General features: G+C 61.9%; 15 protein-coding genes and 2 tRNA genes. All 17 read right to left on the bottom strand.

Annotation, left to right across the window (positions count from 1 at the left end):
- Positions 1 to 115: 115 nt before the first annotated feature.
- The 17 genes from PMI35_RS25240 to leuD all read right to left on the bottom strand — a co-directional run bounded on the left by PMI35_RS25240 (position 116) and on the right by leuD (position 17,680).
- Positions 116 to 192, bottom strand: a tRNA-Asp gene (locus tag PMI35_RS25240).
- A gap of 53 nt (positions 193 to 245) precedes the next feature.
- Positions 246 to 321: transfer RNA gene (locus PMI35_RS25245), tRNA-Val, on the bottom strand.
- A gap of 182 nt (positions 322 to 503) precedes the next feature.
- Positions 504 to 1,277, bottom strand: a complete 774-nt coding sequence (locus tag PMI35_RS25250; protein WP_008056379.1) for an SDR family oxidoreductase — start codon at positions 1,275 to 1,277, stop codon at positions 504 to 506.
- Complete coding sequence (locus tag PMI35_RS25255; RefSeq protein WP_008056376.1) at positions 1,274 to 2,485, bottom strand: O-succinylhomoserine sulfhydrylase; 1,212 nt, start codon at positions 2,483 to 2,485, stop codon at positions 1,274 to 1,276. The genes PMI35_RS25250 and PMI35_RS25255 overlap by 4 nt, the downstream gene beginning before the upstream one ends.
- Positions 2,486 to 2,558: 73 nt before the next feature.
- Positions 2,559 to 4,064: an amidophosphoribosyltransferase gene (gene purF / locus PMI35_RS25260; protein WP_008056375.1), complete on the bottom strand. Its 1,506-nt coding sequence runs from the start codon at positions 4,062 to 4,064 to the stop codon at positions 2,559 to 2,561.
- Positions 4,065 to 4,105: 41 nt separating this feature from the next.
- Positions 4,106 to 4,666, bottom strand: a complete 561-nt coding sequence (locus PMI35_RS25265; RefSeq protein ID WP_008056374.1) for a CvpA family protein — start codon at positions 4,664 to 4,666, stop codon at positions 4,106 to 4,108.
- A gap of 98 nt (positions 4,667 to 4,764) precedes the next feature.
- Positions 4,765 to 5,433, bottom strand: a complete 669-nt coding sequence (locus PMI35_RS25270) for an SPOR domain-containing protein (RefSeq protein ID WP_008056373.1) — start codon at positions 5,431 to 5,433, stop codon at positions 4,765 to 4,767.
- Positions 5,417 to 6,724: a bifunctional tetrahydrofolate synthase/dihydrofolate synthase gene (gene folC, locus PMI35_RS25275; RefSeq protein WP_008056372.1), complete on the bottom strand. Its 1,308-nt coding sequence runs from the start codon at positions 6,722 to 6,724 to the stop codon at positions 5,417 to 5,419. Before folC ends, PMI35_RS25270 begins: the two co-directional genes overlap by 17 nt.
- Positions 6,721 to 7,641: an acetyl-CoA carboxylase, carboxyltransferase subunit beta gene (gene accD, locus PMI35_RS25280; protein WP_008056370.1), complete on the bottom strand. Its 921-nt coding sequence runs from the start codon at positions 7,639 to 7,641 to the stop codon at positions 6,721 to 6,723. Before accD ends, folC begins: the two co-directional genes overlap by 4 nt.
- Before the next feature lie 190 nt (positions 7,642 to 7,831).
- Positions 7,832 to 8,470, bottom strand: a complete 639-nt coding sequence (locus PMI35_RS25285) for a phosphoribosylanthranilate isomerase (RefSeq protein ID WP_008056368.1) — start codon at positions 8,468 to 8,470, stop codon at positions 7,832 to 7,834.
- A 63-nt stretch (positions 8,471 to 8,533) separates the two neighbouring features.
- The gene (gene truA, locus PMI35_RS25290) at positions 8,534 to 9,358 is read right to left on the bottom strand and encodes a tRNA pseudouridine(38-40) synthase TruA (protein ID WP_032831433.1); all 825 of its coding nucleotides are present in this window, start codon (positions 9,356 to 9,358) and stop codon (positions 8,534 to 8,536) included.
- 280 nt (positions 9,359 to 9,638) lie between these two features.
- Positions 9,639 to 12,338, bottom strand: coding sequence for a FimV/HubP family polar landmark protein (locus PMI35_RS25295; protein ID WP_008056366.1), 2,700 nt, complete (start codon positions 12,336 to 12,338; stop codon positions 9,639 to 9,641).
- A 177-nt stretch (positions 12,339 to 12,515) separates the two neighbouring features.
- On the bottom strand, positions 12,516 to 13,526 hold the full coding sequence (locus tag PMI35_RS25300; protein ID WP_008056365.1) for an aspartate-semialdehyde dehydrogenase: 1,011 nt from the start codon (positions 13,524 to 13,526) through the stop codon (positions 12,516 to 12,518).
- A gap of 262 nt (positions 13,527 to 13,788) precedes the next feature.
- The gene (gene asd / locus PMI35_RS25305) at positions 13,789 to 14,901 is read right to left on the bottom strand and encodes an aspartate-semialdehyde dehydrogenase (protein WP_008056364.1); all 1,113 of its coding nucleotides are present in this window, start codon (positions 14,899 to 14,901) and stop codon (positions 13,789 to 13,791) included.
- Positions 14,902 to 14,969: 68 nt separating this feature from the next.
- Positions 14,970 to 16,052: a 3-isopropylmalate dehydrogenase gene (gene leuB / locus PMI35_RS25310; protein ID WP_008056363.1), complete on the bottom strand. Its 1,083-nt coding sequence runs from the start codon at positions 16,050 to 16,052 to the stop codon at positions 14,970 to 14,972.
- A gap of 61 nt (positions 16,053 to 16,113) precedes the next feature.
- Complete coding sequence (locus PMI35_RS25315; RefSeq protein WP_008056362.1) at positions 16,114 to 16,881, bottom strand: class I SAM-dependent methyltransferase; 768 nt, start codon at positions 16,879 to 16,881, stop codon at positions 16,114 to 16,116.
- Positions 16,882 to 17,035: 154 nt separating this feature from the next.
- The gene (gene leuD / locus PMI35_RS25320; protein ID WP_008056361.1) at positions 17,036 to 17,680 is read right to left on the bottom strand and encodes a 3-isopropylmalate dehydratase small subunit; all 645 of its coding nucleotides are present in this window, start codon (positions 17,678 to 17,680) and stop codon (positions 17,036 to 17,038) included.
- Positions 17,681 to 17,689: the final 9 nt, after the last annotated feature.

The following is a 17,689-nucleotide window of genomic DNA, read 5'->3' as shown; positions in this document are numbered from 1 at the left end:
AACCGACTGAACTACCGCTGCGTATCGCTGTGGACTTGCGTCCAGGTAACTCGTTTGATTGAAAAGCTTCGGTGCTCTTCAATCGCGAACCAGATCGTAATCTGCTTCGTAAATATGGCGCAGCGGACGGGACTCGAACCCGCGACCCCCGGCGTGACAGGCCGGTATTCTAACCGACTGAACTACCGCTGCGCGTCGGTGGAGGCATTTCAGCCTACCTCTTGCTTTCGCAAGTTTCTCGGAAGTGGTGGGTGATGACGGGATCGAACCGCCGACATTCTGCTTGTAAGGCAGACGCTCTCCCAGCTGAGCTAATCACCCGTTTGCATCTCCGAGGCCGCGAAATTTACGCAGGTAGCGAACCTAAGTCAATAGCAGGATTGAAGTTTTTTTCAAAAACAGCTTCAAGCGGCAAGCTACAAGCTGCAAGAGAAGAGCGGTATTGCGTTAGCAGGCATGACACAGTCTGCTTTAACTTGCAGCTTGAAGCTTGAAGCTGCCCCTCACTGCTCGTAAATCATCTTCTTGGTCATGCCACCATCGACCACGAACTCCTGCCCCGTGACAAAGCCGGCGTTCTTCGACAGCAGCCAGGCCACCATCGCCGCCACGTCCTCGACCGTCCCTACCCTGCCCGCCGGATGCTGGGCATGGTCGGCATCGGTCAGCGGCTCGGCGCGACGCACGGAAGGGTCCCGTGCATCGATCCAGCCAGGGCTGACCGCATTGACCCGAATCTCCGGGCCAAGGCTGATAGCCAGTGCGTGAGTCAAGGCCAGCAGGCCGCCCTTGCTCGCGGCATAGGCCTCGGTGTCGGGTTCCGACTGACCGGCGCGGGTCGAGGCCAGGTTGACGATCGCCCCGCTATGCGCCCGCAGGTACGGCGCACAGTGCTTGGCCAACAGCATCGGCCCACTGAGGTTCACCGCCAGTACCCGGTTCCAGTAGGCCAGGTCGAGGCTTTCCAGGGTGATGTTGTGCGGATCGGCAACCGCCGCATTGCACACCAGCGCATCCAGGCGCCCGAACTGCCCCAGCACCTCGGCAACACCCAGCGCCACCTGCCCTTCGTTCGAAACGTCCATGGCGATGAACCAGGCATTGTCGCCCAGCACTTTCGCCACCTTCGAACCGCGCGTCCGGTCCAGGTCCGTCAGCACCACTTGCCAGCCTTCGCTGATCAACCAGGCCGCAATACCCAGGCCAATGCCCCGCGCCGCACCGGTCACCAGTGCAACGCGACCATTGGAGCCCGGTGGCGTGGACAACTCGATCACAAGGCCGCCAACCCGCGCGCCAGGTCGGCTTGCAGGTCTGCCACGTCTTCCAGGCCGACCGCAATGCGGATCAGGCTGTCACGAATGCCCGCAGCCTCACGTTCCTGCGGTGCCAGGCGGCCGTGGGAGGTGGTGCTCGGGTGGGTGATGGTGGTCTTGCTGTCGCCCAGGTTGGCGGTGATCGAAATCAGGCGGGTCGCATCGATGAAGCGCCAGGCGCCCTCTTTGCCGCCCTTGACCTCGAAACTCACGACCGCACCGAAGCCCTTCTGCTGACGCAGGGCCAGCTCGTGCTGTGGATGGCTCTTGAGGCCGGCGTAATGGACTTTCTCGATGCCGTCCTGCTGCTCCAGCCATTCGGCCAGTTGCTGGGCGTTGGCGCAATGGGCCTTCATCCGCAGGTTGAGGGTTTCCAGGCCCTTGAGGAAGATCCAGGCGTTGAACGGGCTCAAGGTCGGCCCAGCGGTACGCAGGAAGCCGACCACTTCTTTCATTTGCTCGCTGCGCCCGGCCACGACACCGCCCATGCAACGGCCCTGACCATCGATGAACTTGGTTGCCGAGTGCACGACGATGTCCGCACCCAGTTTCAGCGGCTGTTGCAGCGCCGGGGTGCAGAAGCAGTTGTCGACCACCAGCATCGCGCCCTTGGCGTGAGCGATTTTCGCCAGCTCGGCGATGTCCACCAGTTCGGCCAGCGGGTTGGACGGCGATTCGACGAACAGCAATTTGGTGTTGGCCTTGATCGCCGCATCCCAGCCGGACAGGTCCGCCAGGGGCACGTAGTCGACTTCGACGCCGAAACGCTTGAAGTACTTCTCGAACAGGCTGATGGTCGAGCCGAATACGCTACGCGACACCAGCACGTGATCGCCGGCACTGCACAGGCTCATGACCACCGCCATGATCGCGGCCATGCCGGTGGCGGTGGCCACGGCTTGCTCGGCGCTTTCCAGGGCGGCAATGCGCTCTTCGAAGGCGCGCACGGTGGGGTTGGTGTAGCGCGAGTAGACGTTACCCGGCACTTCCCCGGCAAAACGCGCGGCCGCATCGGCGGCGGTGCGGAATACGTAGCTGGAAGTGAAGAACATCGGATCACCGTGTTCGCCTTCCGGCGTACGGTGCTGACCGGCACGTACGGCCAGGGTATCGAACGCTACGCCTTCGAGGTCGCTGTCCAACCGACCGGCATCCCAATCCTGACTCATGCTGTCACTCCTTTCCCTAATCTCGAAAATTAAAAGCCAGATACAAAACCGGCCCCTCAGGGCCGGTAGTTACTCAGTTGTTGTACAGATCGATGATCGCGCTGACTGCCTGGGTCTTGACCTTGGAGGCATCGTTACGCGCCTGCTCGATCTTGTTCAGGTAAGCCTCGTCGACGTCGCCGGTGACGTACTGGCCGTCGAACACCGCGCAATCGAACTTGTCGATCTTGATCTTGCCGCCACCGACCGCTTCGATCAAGTCAGGCAGATCCTGATAGATCAGCCAGTCGGCACCGATCAGATCCGCAACGTCCTGGGTCGAACGGTTGTGGGCGATCAGCTCGTGGGCGCTCGGCATGTCGATGCCGTAGACGTTCGGGAAACGCACGGCCGGGGCTGCAGAACAGAAATAAACGTTCTTGGCGCCCGCTTCGCGTGCCATCTGGATGATCTGCTTGCAGGTGGTGCCGCGCACGATGGAGTCGTCCACCAGCATCACGTTCTTGCCGCGGAATTCCAGCTCGATGGCGTTGAGCTTCTGGCGTACGGATTTTTTCCGTGCGGCCTGGCCCGGCATGATGAAGGTCCGGCCGATGTAGCGGTTTTTCACGAAACCTTCGCGGAACTTCACGCCCAGGTGGTTCGCCAGCTCCAGGGCCGCGGTGCGGCTGGTGTCCGGGATCGGGATGACCACGTCGATGTCGTGATCCGGACGCTCGCGCAGGATCTTCTCGGCCAGCTTCTCGCCCATGCGCAGGCGGGCCTTGTACACCGACACGCCGTCGATGATCGAGTCCGGACGCGCCAGGTAGACGTGTTCGAAGATGCACGGGGTCAGGGACGGGTTGGTCGCGCACTGACGGGTGTGCAGCTTGCCGTCTTCAGTGATGTAGACCGCTTCGCCCGGTGCCAGGTCGCGGATCAGGGTGAAACCGAGCACGTCCAGGGACACGCTCTCGGAGGCGATCATGTACTCGACGCCTTCGTCGGTGTGACGCTGGCCGAACACGATCGGGCGGATGCCGTGCGGGTCGCGGAAACCGACGATGCCGTAGCCGGTGATCATCGCTACGACCGCGTAGCCACCAACGCAACGGTTGTGCACGTCGGTAACGGCCGCGAACACGTCTTCTTCAGTTGGCTGCAGCTTGCCGCGCTGGGCCAGCTCGTGTGCGAACACGTTCAGCAGTACTTCCGAATCGGAACTGGTGTTGACGTGGCGCAGGTCAGATTCGTAAATCTCCTTGGCCAGTTGTTCAACGTTGGTCAGGTTACCGTTGTGCGCCAGGGTGATGCCGTAAGGCGAGTTGACGTAAAACGGTTGAGCTTCGGCCGAGGTCGAGCTGCCCGCGGTCGGGTAGCGCACATGGCCAATGCCCATGTGGCCGACCAGGCGCTGCATGTGACGCTGCTGGAACACGTCACGCACCAGGCCGTTGTCCTTGCGCAGGAATAACCGGCCATCATGGCTGGTCACGATACCGGCAGCGTCCTGGCCGCGGTGCTGGAGGACGGTTAGCGCGTCATACAGCGCCTGATTGACGTTCGACTTACCGACGATACCGACGATGCCACACATGCGACGCAACCCCTACTTAATGGATCTGAACTGAACAACACTCACTGAGGCGTTTTGGCCATCGGCAAGAGCTGCTCCTTGAACGGAATATCAGCGGGTACGCTGATACCGCTGGCAAGCCACTGACTGCTCCACCCGAGAATCAGGTTTTTGGACCAGTCGGCGACCAATAAAAATTTTGGCACGAGTTGGGACTCTTTCCACCACCCGTCCTGTTGTACCGGCCCCAGGCTCAATAGCCCGACCGCCACGACCACCAGCAACACGCCACGCGCTGCACCGAACGCCATGCCGAGGAATCGATCGGTCCCGGACAACCCGGTGACGCGAACCAACTCGCTGATAAGATAATTGATCATTGCGCCCACGATCAGCGTGGCGACGAACATGATGGCACAGCCCGTGATCACACGAGCCGATGGGGTCTGGATGTATCCGGCGAGGTACTCGGACAATGAACCACCGAACATCCAGGCAACGGCTCCTGCGATGATCCAGGTCACCAGCGACAGTGCTTCTTTAACGAAGCCGCGGCTCAGACTGATCAAAGCGGAGATGGCGACGATTGCAACGATCGCCCAGTCAACCCAGGTAAATGGCACAGTGCAGCCTACAGACGGATAAGGCGGCGCATTTTAGCAGAGCCCATGCTTATCGGTAAGCTGCGATTGTCAGTGCATTTCAAATCGTGGCGATAGATTTAGCCACGCTCTGGCTGAAAGCGCACGACAAACCCCTTGAGGTTCTGTTGGCGGTTCAACAGGTCACGCAGGCGATCGGCTTCTGCACGCTCGATGAGCGGCCCGACAAACACGCGATTCTTGCCATCGGCCGTACGGATGTAGGCATTGTAACCCTGGCTGCGCAGGTTTTTTTGCAGCTTTTCCGCACTTTCGCGATTGGCCAGGCTGGCCAGTTGCACCGACCAACTGACCGACAGGCCATTGGCATCGACGCGGCTTTGGCTGGTATCGGGCTTGCCCGATGCGGCGGTGATCGGTTGGGACGGCGGCGTGGCGGGCTTGGCCGCCAGCGCCGGGACAGGGGCCGGTGCAGGGGGCGGCGTGACCGGCTTGGCGGCGGGCGCCGGCGCGACAGGCGCAACCGGTGCAACCGGGGCTTCCTGCTGGGCGATTTCTTCGTCGCTCGGCACAGGCTCCTGCGGCAGGGCTTGTGGCTCAGGCACCACCACGGGCTCCACCTGCACTTGCGGCATCGCCGGTGCTTGCGGCGCGGCCGGGGCCTGGACCGTCACCTGACGCTGCTCATCCTGGCGGGAAAACAGCATCGGCAGGAATATCACCGCCAGCGCCACCAGGACCAGGGCACCGACCATGCGCTGCTTGTAAGCCTTATCCAGCAATGCCATTTGCCGCTACCTCCGTGGAGCGCCGGGCCAGCCACTCAAGGGCCTCGGCAACACAATAGAATGATCCGAACAACAGAATCTCGTCGTCGCTCGTCGCCTGCGCACACTGCCCTTCCAGGGCGGCGGCCACGCTGTCGTAGGACGTCACCGACGCGCCGCGCTTGTCCAGCGCTTCGCGCAAGTCGGCCACCGGTCGCGCCCGGGGCGAGTCCAACGGTGCGACAGCCCAGTGCTCGACACTAGCACTCAATTCGCCAATGACACCATCCAGATCCTTGTCTGCCAGCAATCCGAATACCGCCAGACGCTTGCCGACCGGTGGACGGCTGGCCAGGCGACGGGCCAGATACTCGGCGGCGTGGGGGTTGTGCCCCACATCCAGCAACAGGTTGAGGCGCTTGCCCTGCCAGTCGACCTGCCGGCGATCGAGTCGACCGACGATTCGCGTCGCTTGCAGCGCCTGGACAATCTGCGCACTCACCCAAGGCAAACCGAGCAACAGGTAGGCCTGCAGCGCCAGGGCGGCGTTTTCCATCGGCAGGTCGAGCAGCGGCAGATCGTGCAATTCGATCACTTGCCCCTTGGCATCAACGCCGCGCCATTGCCAATGCTGATCGGTCACACCCAAGTCAAAATCGCGCCCACGCAGGAAAAACGGGCAATTGAGCTCGCGCGCCTTGTCCAGCAGGGGCTGCGGGGGATTCAGGTCGCCGCAGAGCGCAGGCGCGCCCTGGCGGAAGATGCCGGCCTTCTCGAAGGCCACGGAATCGCGGGTATCACCCAGGTAATCCGCATGATCCACGCCAATGCTGGTGACCAGCGCCATGTCGGCGTCCACCACGTTGACCGTGTCCAGGCGCCCGCCCAGCCCCACTTCCAGGACCACGGCGTCGAGCCCCGACTGTTGAAACAGCCAGAACGCCGCCAGGGTGCCCATCTCGAAATAGGTCAGGGAAGTGTCGCCGCGACCGGCTTCGACCGCGGCGAAAGCCTGGCAAAGCTCGGCGTCAGTGGCTTCGACGCCATTGACTTGCACCCGCTCGTTGTAACGCAGCAGGTGCGGAGAACTGTAGACACCGACGCGCAGGCCCTGCGCTCGCAGCAATGAAGCCACGAATGCACAGGTAGAGCCTTTGCCATTGGTGCCGGTGACCGTGATCACCCGAGGCGCCGGCTTGCCCAGTCCCATGCGGGACGCTACCTGCTGCGAGCGCTCAAGGCCCATGTCGATGGCCGAAGGGTGCAACTGCTCAAGGTAGGCGAGCCACTCGCCAAGGGTGCGTTGGGTCATATGTTTGCAGGCACCGGTGGAACCACGACTGGCTCGATTGGCGCAGCGACGAATTTCGGCGTCGGCAGGCCCATCATTTGCGCCAGCAGGTTACCCAGGCGCGGGCGCAGTTCCTGACGGTGGATGATCATGTCGATCGCGCCGTGCTCCAGCAGGAACTCACTGCGCTGGAAGCCTTCAGGCAGTTTTTCACGAACGGTTTGTTCGATTACGCGTGGACCGGCAAAGCCGATCAGGGCCTTCGGCTCGCCGACGATCACGTCGCCCAGCATCGCCAGGCTGGCGGAAACACCGCCGTAGACCGGGTCGGTCAGCACGGAGATGAACGGAATGCCTTCTTCACGCAGACGCGCCAGCACCGCGGAGGTCTTGGCCATTTGCATCAGCGAGATCAGGGCTTCCTGCATCCGCGCGCCACCGGAGGCGGAGAAGCAGATCATCGGGCAGCGTTTTTCCAGCGCGTAGTTGGCGGCGCGCACGAAGCGCTCACCGACGATGGCGCCCATCGAACCGCCCATGAAGGAGAATTCGAACGCCGAAACCACCACAGGCATGCCCAGCAGGGTACCGCTCATCGAGATCAGAGCGTCTTTCTCGCCGGTCTGCTTCTGCGCCGCGGTCAGGCGATCCTTGTACTTCTTGCCATCGCGGAATTTCAGGCGGTCAACCGGCTCCAGGTCAGCGCCCAGTTCGGTACGGCCTTCGACATCGAGGAAAATGTCGATACGCGCGCGCGCGCCGATACGCATGTGGTGATTGCACTTGGGGCAAACGTCCAGGGTCTTTTCCAGCTCCGGACGATACAGCACAGCCTCGCAAGACGGGCATTTGTGCCAAAGACCTTCAGGCACCGAGCTCTTCTTGACCTCGGAACGCATGATCGAAGGGATCAGTTTGTCTACTAACCAGTTGCTCATGCTTTCTTTCTCCAGTACCGGCGGCCCGAACGCTCTGGTTCGCAGCCCCGCGTATGCCCTTGAGCTAAATTCATGTGTGCGGCGATCTTCGATGGGTGCCGGGTCATTGCAGCGTGACCTGCGTACACCCCATCAATCCTCAGCCGTTTTGTACAGTGCAGTGGACGGCGGCAGTCTGCCAGCCGTCACATCAACGTGGGAGCTCCTGTGAGCTTCTACGTACCGCGTCGATGAACGCCTGAATCTTTGCGTGATCCTTGATGCCCTTGCTCGCCTCTACCCCGCCGCTGACATCCACGGCATAAGGTCGAACCCGGGTCACCGCCTCGGCGACGTTTTCCGGGGTCAGGCCGCCCGCCAGGATAATCGGCTTGCTCAAGCCTTGCGGTATCAATGACCAGTCGAATGCCTGGCCGGTTCCACCGGGAACGCCTTCGACATAGGCGTCGAGCAAAATACCGCTGGCACCGGGATAAGCGTCGCAAGCCGCCGCGATATCATCCCCCGCCTTGACCCGCAGGGCCTTGATGTACGGACGATGCCAGCCTTCGCAGTCCTCTGCGGTTTCATCGCCATGGAACTGCAGCAGGTCCAGCGGCACGGCGTCGAGGATTTCTCCCAGCTCGCAGCGGCTGGCATTGACGAACAAGCCCACGGTGGTGACGAACGGCGGCAACGCCTTGATGATCGCGCGCGCCTGCTGGAACGTCACGCCCCGCGGGCTCTTGGCGTAGAACACGAAGCCGATGGCATCGGCCCCGGCCTCGACCGCCGCCAACGCATCTTCCATGCGGGTAATCCCGCAAATCTTGCTGCGAACGGCTGCCATGTCGAGAAATCCTCACGGTAAATCCGGGAAAGTCCCGGATGGTAACAAAAGCGTTCGAAGGCGTCAGCCGTCAAGTTCGCTGAAACCGGTAAGGAAATGTGGGCCAATGTAACGCTCGGGCAACTGGAACTCGTCGCGGTACTCGACCTGCACCAGATACAGGCCGAACGGATGCGCGGTCACCCCGCCGGAACGGCGAATTCGGCTCTCCAGGACTTCCTTCATCCACTCCACCGGACGCTCGCCGGCACCGATGGTCATCAGCACGCCGGCAATGTTGCGCACCATGTGGTGGAGGAAGGCGCTGGCGCGGATATCCAGCACGATCATCTTGCCGTGGCGCGTGACACGCAGGTGATGCAGTTCCTTGATCGGCGACTTGGCCTGGCACTGGCCGGCACGGAAAGCGCTGAAATCATGGGTACCCACCAGGTACCGGGCCGCTTCGGCCATGCGCTCGACGTCCAGCGGACGGTGGTTCCAGGTGATTTCTTCGTTCAGGTGCGCCGGACGGATCTGGTCGTTGTAGATCACGTAGCGATAGCGCCGGGCAATGGCCTTGAACCGGGCATGAAAATGCGCCGGCATGACCTTGGCCCAACTGACGCTGACATCGTGCGGCAAATTGATATTGGCGCCCATGACCCAGGCCTTCATCGAACGCTCGACTTGCGTGTCGAAGTGCACCACCTGGCCACACGCGTGCACGCCGGCATCGGTACGCCCGGCGCACAACAGCGAAACGGGAGAGTCGGCTACCTTGGACAAGGCGTTTTCGAGGGTTTCCTGCACCGTGAGCACGCCAGAGACCTGGCGCTGCCAGCCACGGTAACGCGAGCCCTTGTATTCAACGCCCAACGCGATCCGGAAAAAGCCGTCGGCCGCCATTTCGGCGGCCGGGTTATCTATGTTTGCCAAGGAGGGACAGCCTGCTGATGTACGCAAAGGGGGGCATTATAAGGCTGTCCAGCGGGGATACCAGAGGGATCTCCTTTGACCGTACCGGCCTCATCGCGGGCAAGCCCGCTCCCACAGGTATTGTGAGCGGCGAATATCCCTGTGGGAGCGGGCTTGCCCGCGATGAGGCCCTGATAGTCACCATCACATCCCCCGCAAACAAAAACGGCAGCCTCAATGGGCTGCCGTTTTATTACAACCGGTCAATCACTCAAGCCAGGCGCGCGAGCATTTCCTTGGCTTCGCTCTTCTGGCCGTCGTCGCCTTCGGTCACCACCTCGTTGAGGATGTCGCGGGCACCATCGTTGTCGCCCATGTCGATGTAGGCCTGAGCCAGATCGAGCTTGGTGGCGACTTCGTCGGTACCGGACAGGAAATCGAATTCCGGCTCGTCATCCACGGTTGCCAGGGCGTCATCGACCGTGAAACTTGGCTCGCTGATGCTTTGGGACAGGCTTTCCAGCTCGGCGCTGAGATCATCCAGCTCAGGGGTAACCGCCTGCGCAGGCGCCGGAACGTCCATTTCATCGGCCAGGGACAAATCGAAATCGGCCGGCAGGTCCAAATCGTCCAGGGTTACTTGTGGCACGTCCGGGGCTGGCGCGGCCGGCTGGTCCTTGACGTCTTCATCCAGGCTCAGCAGGAAATCGTCCTCGGCCAGGATCGCTGGCGTTGGCTCGCCACCAAGGTCCATGTCCAGGTCGAACTCCGACAGGTCATCAAGGTTTTCCTTGATTTCAGTCTGTTGCTGCAGGACCGACTCGAAGCTCAGGTCATCGTCCAGCGGGAAATCTTCCAGATCGGCCAGGGTTGTTTCAGGCTCCGGCGCCGGTTCTGGTGCTGGCTCCGGCGTAACCGTTACCGGCGTGACGTTTTCCAGGTCATCCAGGCTCAGGTCGAACGCGCTGTCAAAGTCGTCATCAACCGCAGCGGGCACTTGCGGCTCGTCGAGCAACAGGTCCTTGACGTACTGTGCGTCCAGCTCGGCAGCGGCGGCCGCAGCGGCAATACCGCCCGCGGCGACGAGCGCCATGGCCGGGAAACGGCTCTTGAGCTTTTCGACCTGGGCATAGTTGTCGCCATTGGCCACCAACTGGCGCTCCTGGACCACGAACGCGTCGCGATCGCCCTGCAAACCGTAGACTTCCATCAGCTTGAGGCGTAAATCGCTGCGTTGCGGCTCTTGCTTGACGCCTGCCTCCAGCAGCGTGACAGCCTGATTCAGGCGACCACCGTCGATGTGCAACTGCGCGCGGTCCAGCACATCGTCGGAATGCTCGCCGGCGGGCGACACCAGCGGCGCGGCAATCGGCGGGGTGACCACGACCGGGGCAATCACCGGAGCGGGTGCTGGTGCTGGTGCTGGTGCTGGCGTCGGTTCTGGAGCCGGTGCAGTGGCAAGTTTTGGGCTCGGCGGCGCAACCTCTTCCAGGTCATCGAAGATGCCTTTAGACAGGTCAAGCTCGGAGGAAAACTCCTGCTCTTCGGCCAGGGCGCGGGCCATGCGCAGATGTTTTTCGGCTTCCTGCTGGGCCTTGCGGCGACGGGCCAGCAACAACAGCAACAGCAGCACCACCACTGCCCCGCCGCCCGCCAGGCCCAGTAGCCACGGATTGGTCAGCAATTCATTGAATTTATGCTCGTCCGAGGCTGCAGGCGTCGGTTCGACCGGCGTTTCTGCCGGGACCGGAGCAGGAGTCGCTTCAGGCGCCGCTTCAGCCGGGGCAGGCGCGGGCGCCGTTGCTTCGACCGGGGCTGGCGCCGGCGCTTCGGCAGGCGTTGTCGCAGGATCGGCGGGCAGCTCAGCAGGGATAGCTGCAGCGGTTTCGGTTGTCGCAGACGTCCCCGCCGCACCTTCGGCCTGCAATTTGGCCAGTTGGTTGTTCTTCAGCTCAATGAGACGTTGCAGCTTGTCCATCTGACTTTGCAGATCGGTCATGCGGCTTTTCAGTTCAGCGCTGTCACGGCGCTTGGTATCGAGGCTTTCCTGGGTTACCGCCAGCTGGTTGTTCAAGGCCTTGGCATCGCCTGCGGCGCCCTTGCCCTTGGCCTTTCCGGATTCGGCGGAAACCAGGCTCAGCTTGTCCTGGCCAGCTTGCGCGGAAACGGTGTCGCCGCGACCGCGATTGGTCGCATCGAGCTGCTGCTGGCCTGTACCCGGCTTGGCGACATAACGACGCCCCTGACGCCAGGCGGTGTTTTGTGCAGCCACCTCGGCGATGGCCTTCGATTGCGGCAAGCTCGTACTTTGGGCCTGATCCGGCAGACGCAACACCTGACCGGTTTTGAGCCGGTTGATATTGCCATCGATGAAGGCATCCGGGTTCAGCGCCTGGATGGCCAGCATGGTTTGTTGAATCGAACCGCCATTACGCGCCTTCGCGGCGATTTCCCACAAGGTATCGCGCCGCGTGGTGGTGTATTCGGACGGTTTGGTCGCACCGGTGACAGGCGTAGTACCGGTTTGAACAGGTGCAGATTGCGCGGCCGCCTCAGCGGTCTGCGGCGAGAATTTGGACGGATCGAGCAGCACGCTGTAATCGCGCAGCAGTCGACCGTTGGGCCACATCACCTGAACCAGGAATTTCACCATTGGTTCGGTCAGGGGTTTGCTGGAGGTCACGCGCAGGATGCTTTTACCGCTGGCATTGAGCACCGGGGTAAAGGTCAGGTCGTTGAGAAACGCCTGGCGGTCGACACCGGCCTTGGCGAAATCTTCAGGAGAAGCCAGGCTGGGCACCACTTCGGCAGCGGTGAGTTCCTTGACGTCGAGCAACTCGATTTCCGCCACCAGCGGCTGGTTCAGCGTCGACTTCAGGGTCAGTTCCCCGAGCCCGAGGGCATGCGCCATACCGGAGGACAGCGCCGAGGCGGCCGCTATTGCTAACACCAGTTTGCGAACTTGAACCATAGCTTATCCTTAGTTTTCACATTCCTCGGCCAGCGAGGCAGATAGCCGCTGCCGTAAGGCATTGCGCGCGGGCGAAGGTCGCCGCGCGCGATCGTTTCATGCATGCCCTGCAAAGCCCTTCAGGGTGGCTCGCCTTCGACATTACGGCCAAGCATGACGCTCGTTTGGAAGTATCTTTTACAGCAGGTCTTTTATCAACAATTCGGCCACCTGCACAGCATTGAGCGCCGCGCCTTTGCGTACGTTATCTGACGTCAGCCACACATTAAGTTCCGACGGTTCGTCGATCCCCAGGCGCACCCGACCAACGTAGACCACATCCTGCCCTACCGCATCACCGACCGCTGTCGGGTAATCGCCGGCTTCCACCAGCTCGATGCCGGGCGCGTCCTCGAGCGCGGCGTTGACCTTTGCCAGGTCGATGTCGCTCCCGCACTGCAGGGTCACGCTATAGCTATCGCCAAAAAACACCGGGGCTTGAATGCAAGTGACGGAAATCTTCAAAGAAGGCAACGCCATGACTTGGCGCAGTTCGCGCACCAGGCGCTTTTCCAGCAAGGTATGGCCCTGCTCATCCGGCTTGCCGACCTGGGCCAGCAGGTTGAAGGCCATCTGCCGATCAAAGAAGGTCGGCTCCAGTGGACGCACATTCAGCAGCTCGGCGGTTTGCCGGGCCAGCTCGGTCACGGCTTCGCGGCCCTGGGCAGACACCGCCAGGCTGGCGGTCAGGTTGATGCGTTGCAAATCGAGCAGCCCCAGCAGAGGTGCGAGCAGCACCGCCAGGGTGGTGGCCGCCGGGCTTGGGCTGCTGACCTGGAATGGCTTTTTCTGGCCGGACAGCACTGACGCATTCGCTTCCGGGACCACCTGCGGCGCCTGATCGGCCGGCAAGGCGCCGGACAGGTCGATGATCGAGCAACCGGCCGCCGTGGCGCGCGCGGCGAAACTCAAGGTCGCTGCCGGGCCCGCGGCGAAGAACACCAGCTGGACCTTGCTGAAATCGAACTCATCGGCTTCGCGCACACGCACGTTCTTGCCGCGGTACGGCACCGAACTGCCAGCGGATTCACTACTGGCCAGCAGGTGCAGGCTGCCGATCGGAAAATCACGCTCTTCGAGGATCTGCACCAGCGTTTCGCCGACAGTACCGGTGGCGCCGATCACGGCAATATCTATGGTCTGGCTCATGGTTTTACCTCTGGCGAAACGGGGGGAGCGGCACTTTACCGGGTGGGGGGCATGCAGGCAATTCTGTGGCACCCACGCTGGCCTCATCGCTGGCAAGCCAGCTCCCACAGAGATCGTTGTCGAACCTTATTTTGTGTGTACCACTGTAACCTGTGGGAGCTGGCTTGCCAGCGATGAGGCCAGACCAGACAACCGAGAAACCCCAGGCATAAAAAAACCCGCGCCTCTCGCAAGGCGCGGGTTCTTTCATAGCTTCAGTCGATCAACGCTCAAGCAGGATCCGCAGCATGCGACGCAGCGGTTCGGCCGCGCCCCACAGCAGTTGGTCGCCGACGGTGAACGCGCCGACGAACTGCGAGCCCATGTTCAGCTTGCGCAGACGGCCAACCGGGATGTTCAGGGTGCCGGTGACCTTGGTCGGGCTCAGCTCCTGCATGCTGATGTCACGGTTGTTCGGCACCAGCTTGACCCAAGGGTTGTGCTGGCTGATCAGCCCTTCGATATCGGCGATCGGCACGTCTTTGTTCAGCTTGATGGTCAGCGCCTGGCTGTGGCAGCGCATGGCGCCGATACGCACGCAGATGCCATCCACCGGGATCGGGCTCTTGAAGCGACCGAGGATCTTGTTGGTTTCGGCCTGGGCCTTCCACTCTTCACGGCTTTGACCGTTCGGCAGCTCCTTGTCGATCCACGGGATCAGACTGCCGGCCAGCGGTACGCCGAAGTTTTCGGTCGGGTAAGCGTCGCTGCGCATGGCTTCGGCCACACGACGGTCGATGTCGAGGATCGCGCTGGCCGGATCGGCCAGTTGATCGGCAACAGCGCCGTGGGTTACGCCCATCTGCTTGATCAGCTCACGCATGTGCTGCGCGCCGCCACCCGATGCCGCCTGATAAGTCATGGCGCTCATCCACTCCACCAGGCCAGCCTCGAACAGGCCACCCAGGCCCATCAGCATCAGGCTGACGGTGCAGTTGCCGCCGATGTAGTTCTTGGTGCCGGCATCCAGCTGCTGGTCGATGACCTTGCGGTTGACCGGGTCCAGCACGATGACCGCGTCATCCTGCATGCGCAGGCTCGAGGCGGCATCGATCCAGTAACCCTGCCAGCCGGCTTCGCGCAGTTTCGGGAAGACTTCGCTGGTGTAGTCGCCACCCTGGCAGGTCAGGATCACGTCGAGGGTCTTCAGCTCTTCAATGCTGTAAGCGTCCTTGAGCGGAGCAATGTCCTTGCCCACGGACGGGCCTTGGCCACCGACATTGGAAGTGGTGAAAAACACCGGCTCGATAAGATCGAAATCCTGCTCTTCCAGCATCCGCTGCATGAGCACGGAACCGACCATACCGCGCCAACCGATCAGACCTACACGTTTCATCGCAACTACACCTTCTTGAAAAGTGGGCCGCTGCCTTTGGGGGTAAAAGTGGCAGCGGGCCCGAGAGATTACAGATTCCGCAGCGCGGCGACTACTGCGTCGCCCATTTCCTGCGTACCGACTTTAGTGCAACCGTTCGACCAGATGTCACCGGTGCGCAAGCCCTGGTCCAACACCAGGCTAACGGCTTTTTCGATAGCATCGGCGGCGGCCTGCTGGTTGAAGCTGTAACGCAGCATCATCGAAACCGACAAAATGGTCGCCAACGGGTTGGCGATGCCTTTACCTGCGATGTCCGGTGCCGAACCGTGGCACGGCTCGTACATGCCTTTGTTGTTGGTGTCCAGGGAGGCCGACGGCAGCATGCCAATGGAACCGGTGAGCATCGACGCCTGGTCGGACAGGATATCGCCGAACATGTTGTCGGTGACGATCACGTCGAACTGCTTCGGTGCCCGTACCAGTTGCATGGCGGCGTTGTCGACGTACATGTGGCTCAGTTCGACCTGCGGGTAGTCCTTGGCCACTTCCTCGACGATTTCACGCCACAGCTGGCTGGAAGCCAGTACGTTGGCCTTGTCCACCGAGCACAGCTTCTTGCCGCGGACCATGGCCATGTCGAAACCGACGCGGGCGATGCGGCGGATTTCACTTTCGCTGTACGGCAGGGTGTCGTAGGACTGACGCTCGCCGTTTTCCAGGGTGCGGGTGCCGCGTGGCGCGCCGAAGTAGATACCGCCGGTCAGCTCGCGAACGATCAGGATGTCCAGGCCGGCAACGATTTCCGGCTTCAGGCTGGAGGCCTCGGCCAGTTGCGGGTACAGGATCGCCGGACGCAGGTTGCCGAACAGGCCCAATTGCGCACGGATTTTCAGCAGGCCGCGCTCAGGACGAATGTCACGCTCGATGGTGTCCCATTTCGGGCCGCCCACCGCGCCCAGCAGCACGGCATCGGCGGCGCGGGCACGTTCCAGGGTTTCATCGGCCAAAGGCACGCCGTGCTTGTCGATGGCCGCGCCACCAATCACGTCGTGGCTCAGCTCGAAGCCCAAAGCGAACTTGTCGCTGGCCAACTCCAGCACCTTGACCGCTTCGGCCATGATTTCCGGGCCAATACCGTCACCTGGGAGAATCAGAATCTGCTTGCTCATGCGTTCCTCATGTCATCAGTCGGTGCGCCTGGGGCGCTCCCGGAAAAAGTCTGTTAGTCGCTTATCTTTCAGCCATCAGTACCAGTACATCGGTACTGAACGAACCATCGGCCTCAATCTCGAAATATTCGCGCACTTCGTTGCCCATCGACTGCTGCAACTCGCGGATCGCGGCGCGCATCACCTGTGGCGTGCGCATGCGCTCGACCCAGGAGTTGTACTCCAGACGCAGCCGTTGGCGATTGGTGCTGCGGGTATGCAGCCCTGCCTCACTGACCTGGCGCAGCCACTCACCGGCGCTATAGTCGCGCACATGGCTGGTGTCGCGCAGCACTTCGACGCTCTGCAGGTAAGTGTCGAACAACGGGCTGCCCGGTGACAACACGTCGATGAATACCGCCACGCCACCCGGTTTCAGCACCCGACGCACTTCCCGCAGGGCCAGGCCGAGATCGCTCCAATGGTGCGCCGAATAGCGGCTGAACACGAAGTCGAACTCGCCATCGGCGAACGGCAGGCGCTCGGCGGCGCCGTTGACCGTGGCAATATTGCCCAGGCCCCGATCAACGGCTGCGGCGGCGACCACGTCGAGCATCTGCTGCGACAGGTCGTAGGCCACCACTTCCTTGACCAGCGAAGCCACCTGAAAACTCACGTGACCGGCGCCGCAGCCCAGGTCCAGGACACGGGCCTCGCCCTGCCCCGCCAGTTCGGCCTGCAGCAGCGCGAATTCGGTGCCTTGAGCGTGTACGGCACTGCTCAGGTAGGCCGCGGCCTGTTCACCGAATTGCTTCTGGACTACCTGGCTGTGCTGGGCGGTGCTGGTCATGGGGGACTTCCTTTTGGGGGTGAGTCTTGTGGTGTTTGTTCGGGCCTCATCGCTGGCAAGCCAGCTCCCACAGTGTTTTGCGGTGTACACAAAACCTGTGGGAGCTGGCTTGCCAGCGATGGGGCCGGTCCTGCCTACATCAATGCCGGATCAATCACGCGTCGCGAAACAACCAAGGCTGGCTCGCACGGTGTTTGGCCTCGAACGCCGCAATCGCATCACCGTCCTGCAAGGTCAGGCCGATATCGTCCAGGCCATTGAGCAGGCAATGCTTGCGGAACGCATCGATCTCAAAGCTCAAGACCTTGCCGTCCGGACGGGTCACGGTCTGGGCCTGCAGATCGATCTGCAACTGGTAGCCCGGATTGGCCTCGACCTGCTGGAACAGCTCGTCGACTTCAGCGTCGCTCAGGATGATCGGCAGCAAGCCGTTCTTGAAGCTGTTGTTGAAGAAGATGTCGGCATAGCTCGGCGCGATGATGCTGCGGAAACCGTACTCTTCCAGGGCCCATGGCGCGTGCTCACGGCTGGAGCCGCAACCGAAGTTCTCGCGGGCCAGCAACACGCTGGCGCCTTGGTAACGCTCGGCGTTGAGCACGAAGTCCTTGTTCAATGGGCGCTTGGAGTTGTCCTGATACGGCTGACCCACGTCCAGGTAACGCCATTCGTCGAACAGGTTCGGGCCGAAACCGGTGCGCTTGATCGACTTCAAGAATTGTTTCGGGATGATCTGGTCGGTGTCGACGTTGGCACGATCCAGAGGCGCGACAAGTCCAGTGTGCTGGGTGAAAGCTTTCATGCTGCGCTC

It is taken from the genome of Pseudomonas sp. GM78 (genome assembly GCF_000282475.1).
In the GTDB taxonomy this organism is placed as follows: Bacteria; Pseudomonadota; Gammaproteobacteria; order Pseudomonadales; family Pseudomonadaceae; genus Aquipseudomonas.
This window is presented reverse-complemented; position numbering and strand designations above follow the sequence as displayed.

Excerpts from the sequence above, each read along its gene's own strand:
- PMI35_RS25285 (WP_008056368.1), bottom strand. The coding sequence starts at position 8,470 with ATGGCAGCCGTTCGCAGCAAGATTTGCGGGATTACCCGCATGGAAGAT.
- truA (WP_032831433.1), bottom strand. The coding sequence starts at position 9,358 with ATGGCGGCCGACGGCTTTTTCCGGATCGCGTTGGGCGTTGAATACAAG.
- accD (WP_008056370.1), bottom strand. The coding sequence starts at position 7,641 with ATGAGCAACTGGTTAGTAGACAAACTGATCCCTTCGATCATGCGTTCC.
- PMI35_RS25255 (WP_008056376.1), bottom strand. The coding sequence starts at position 2,485 with ATGAGTCAGGATTGGGATGCCGGTCGGTTGGACAGCGACCTCGAAGGC.
- folC (WP_008056372.1), bottom strand. The coding sequence starts at position 6,724 with ATGACCCAACGCACCCTTGGCGAGTGGCTCGCCTACCTTGAGCAGTTG.
- PMI35_RS25295 (WP_008056366.1), bottom strand. The coding sequence starts at position 12,338 with ATGGTTCAAGTTCGCAAACTGGTGTTAGCAATAGCGGCCGCCTCGGCG.
- PMI35_RS25300 (WP_008056365.1), bottom strand. The coding sequence starts at position 13,526 with ATGAGCCAGACCATAGATATTGCCGTGATCGGCGCCACCGGTACTGTC.
- leuD (WP_008056361.1), bottom strand. The coding sequence starts at position 17,680 with ATGAAAGCTTTCACCCAGCACACTGGACTTGTCGCGCCTCTGGATCGT.
- PMI35_RS25270 (WP_008056373.1), bottom strand. The coding sequence starts at position 5,433 with ATGGCATTGCTGGATAAGGCTTACAAGCAGCGCATGGTCGGTGCCCTG.
- PMI35_RS25315 (WP_008056362.1), bottom strand. The coding sequence starts at position 16,881 with ATGACCAGCACCGCCCAGCACAGCCAGGTAGTCCAGAAGCAATTCGGT.
- asd (WP_008056364.1), bottom strand. The coding sequence starts at position 14,901 with ATGAAACGTGTAGGTCTGATCGGTTGGCGCGGTATGGTCGGTTCCGTG.
- leuB (WP_008056363.1), bottom strand. The coding sequence starts at position 16,052 with ATGAGCAAGCAGATTCTGATTCTCCCAGGTGACGGTATTGGCCCGGAA.
- purF (WP_008056375.1), bottom strand. The coding sequence starts at position 4,064 with ATGTGTGGCATCGTCGGTATCGTCGGTAAGTCGAACGTCAATCAGGCG.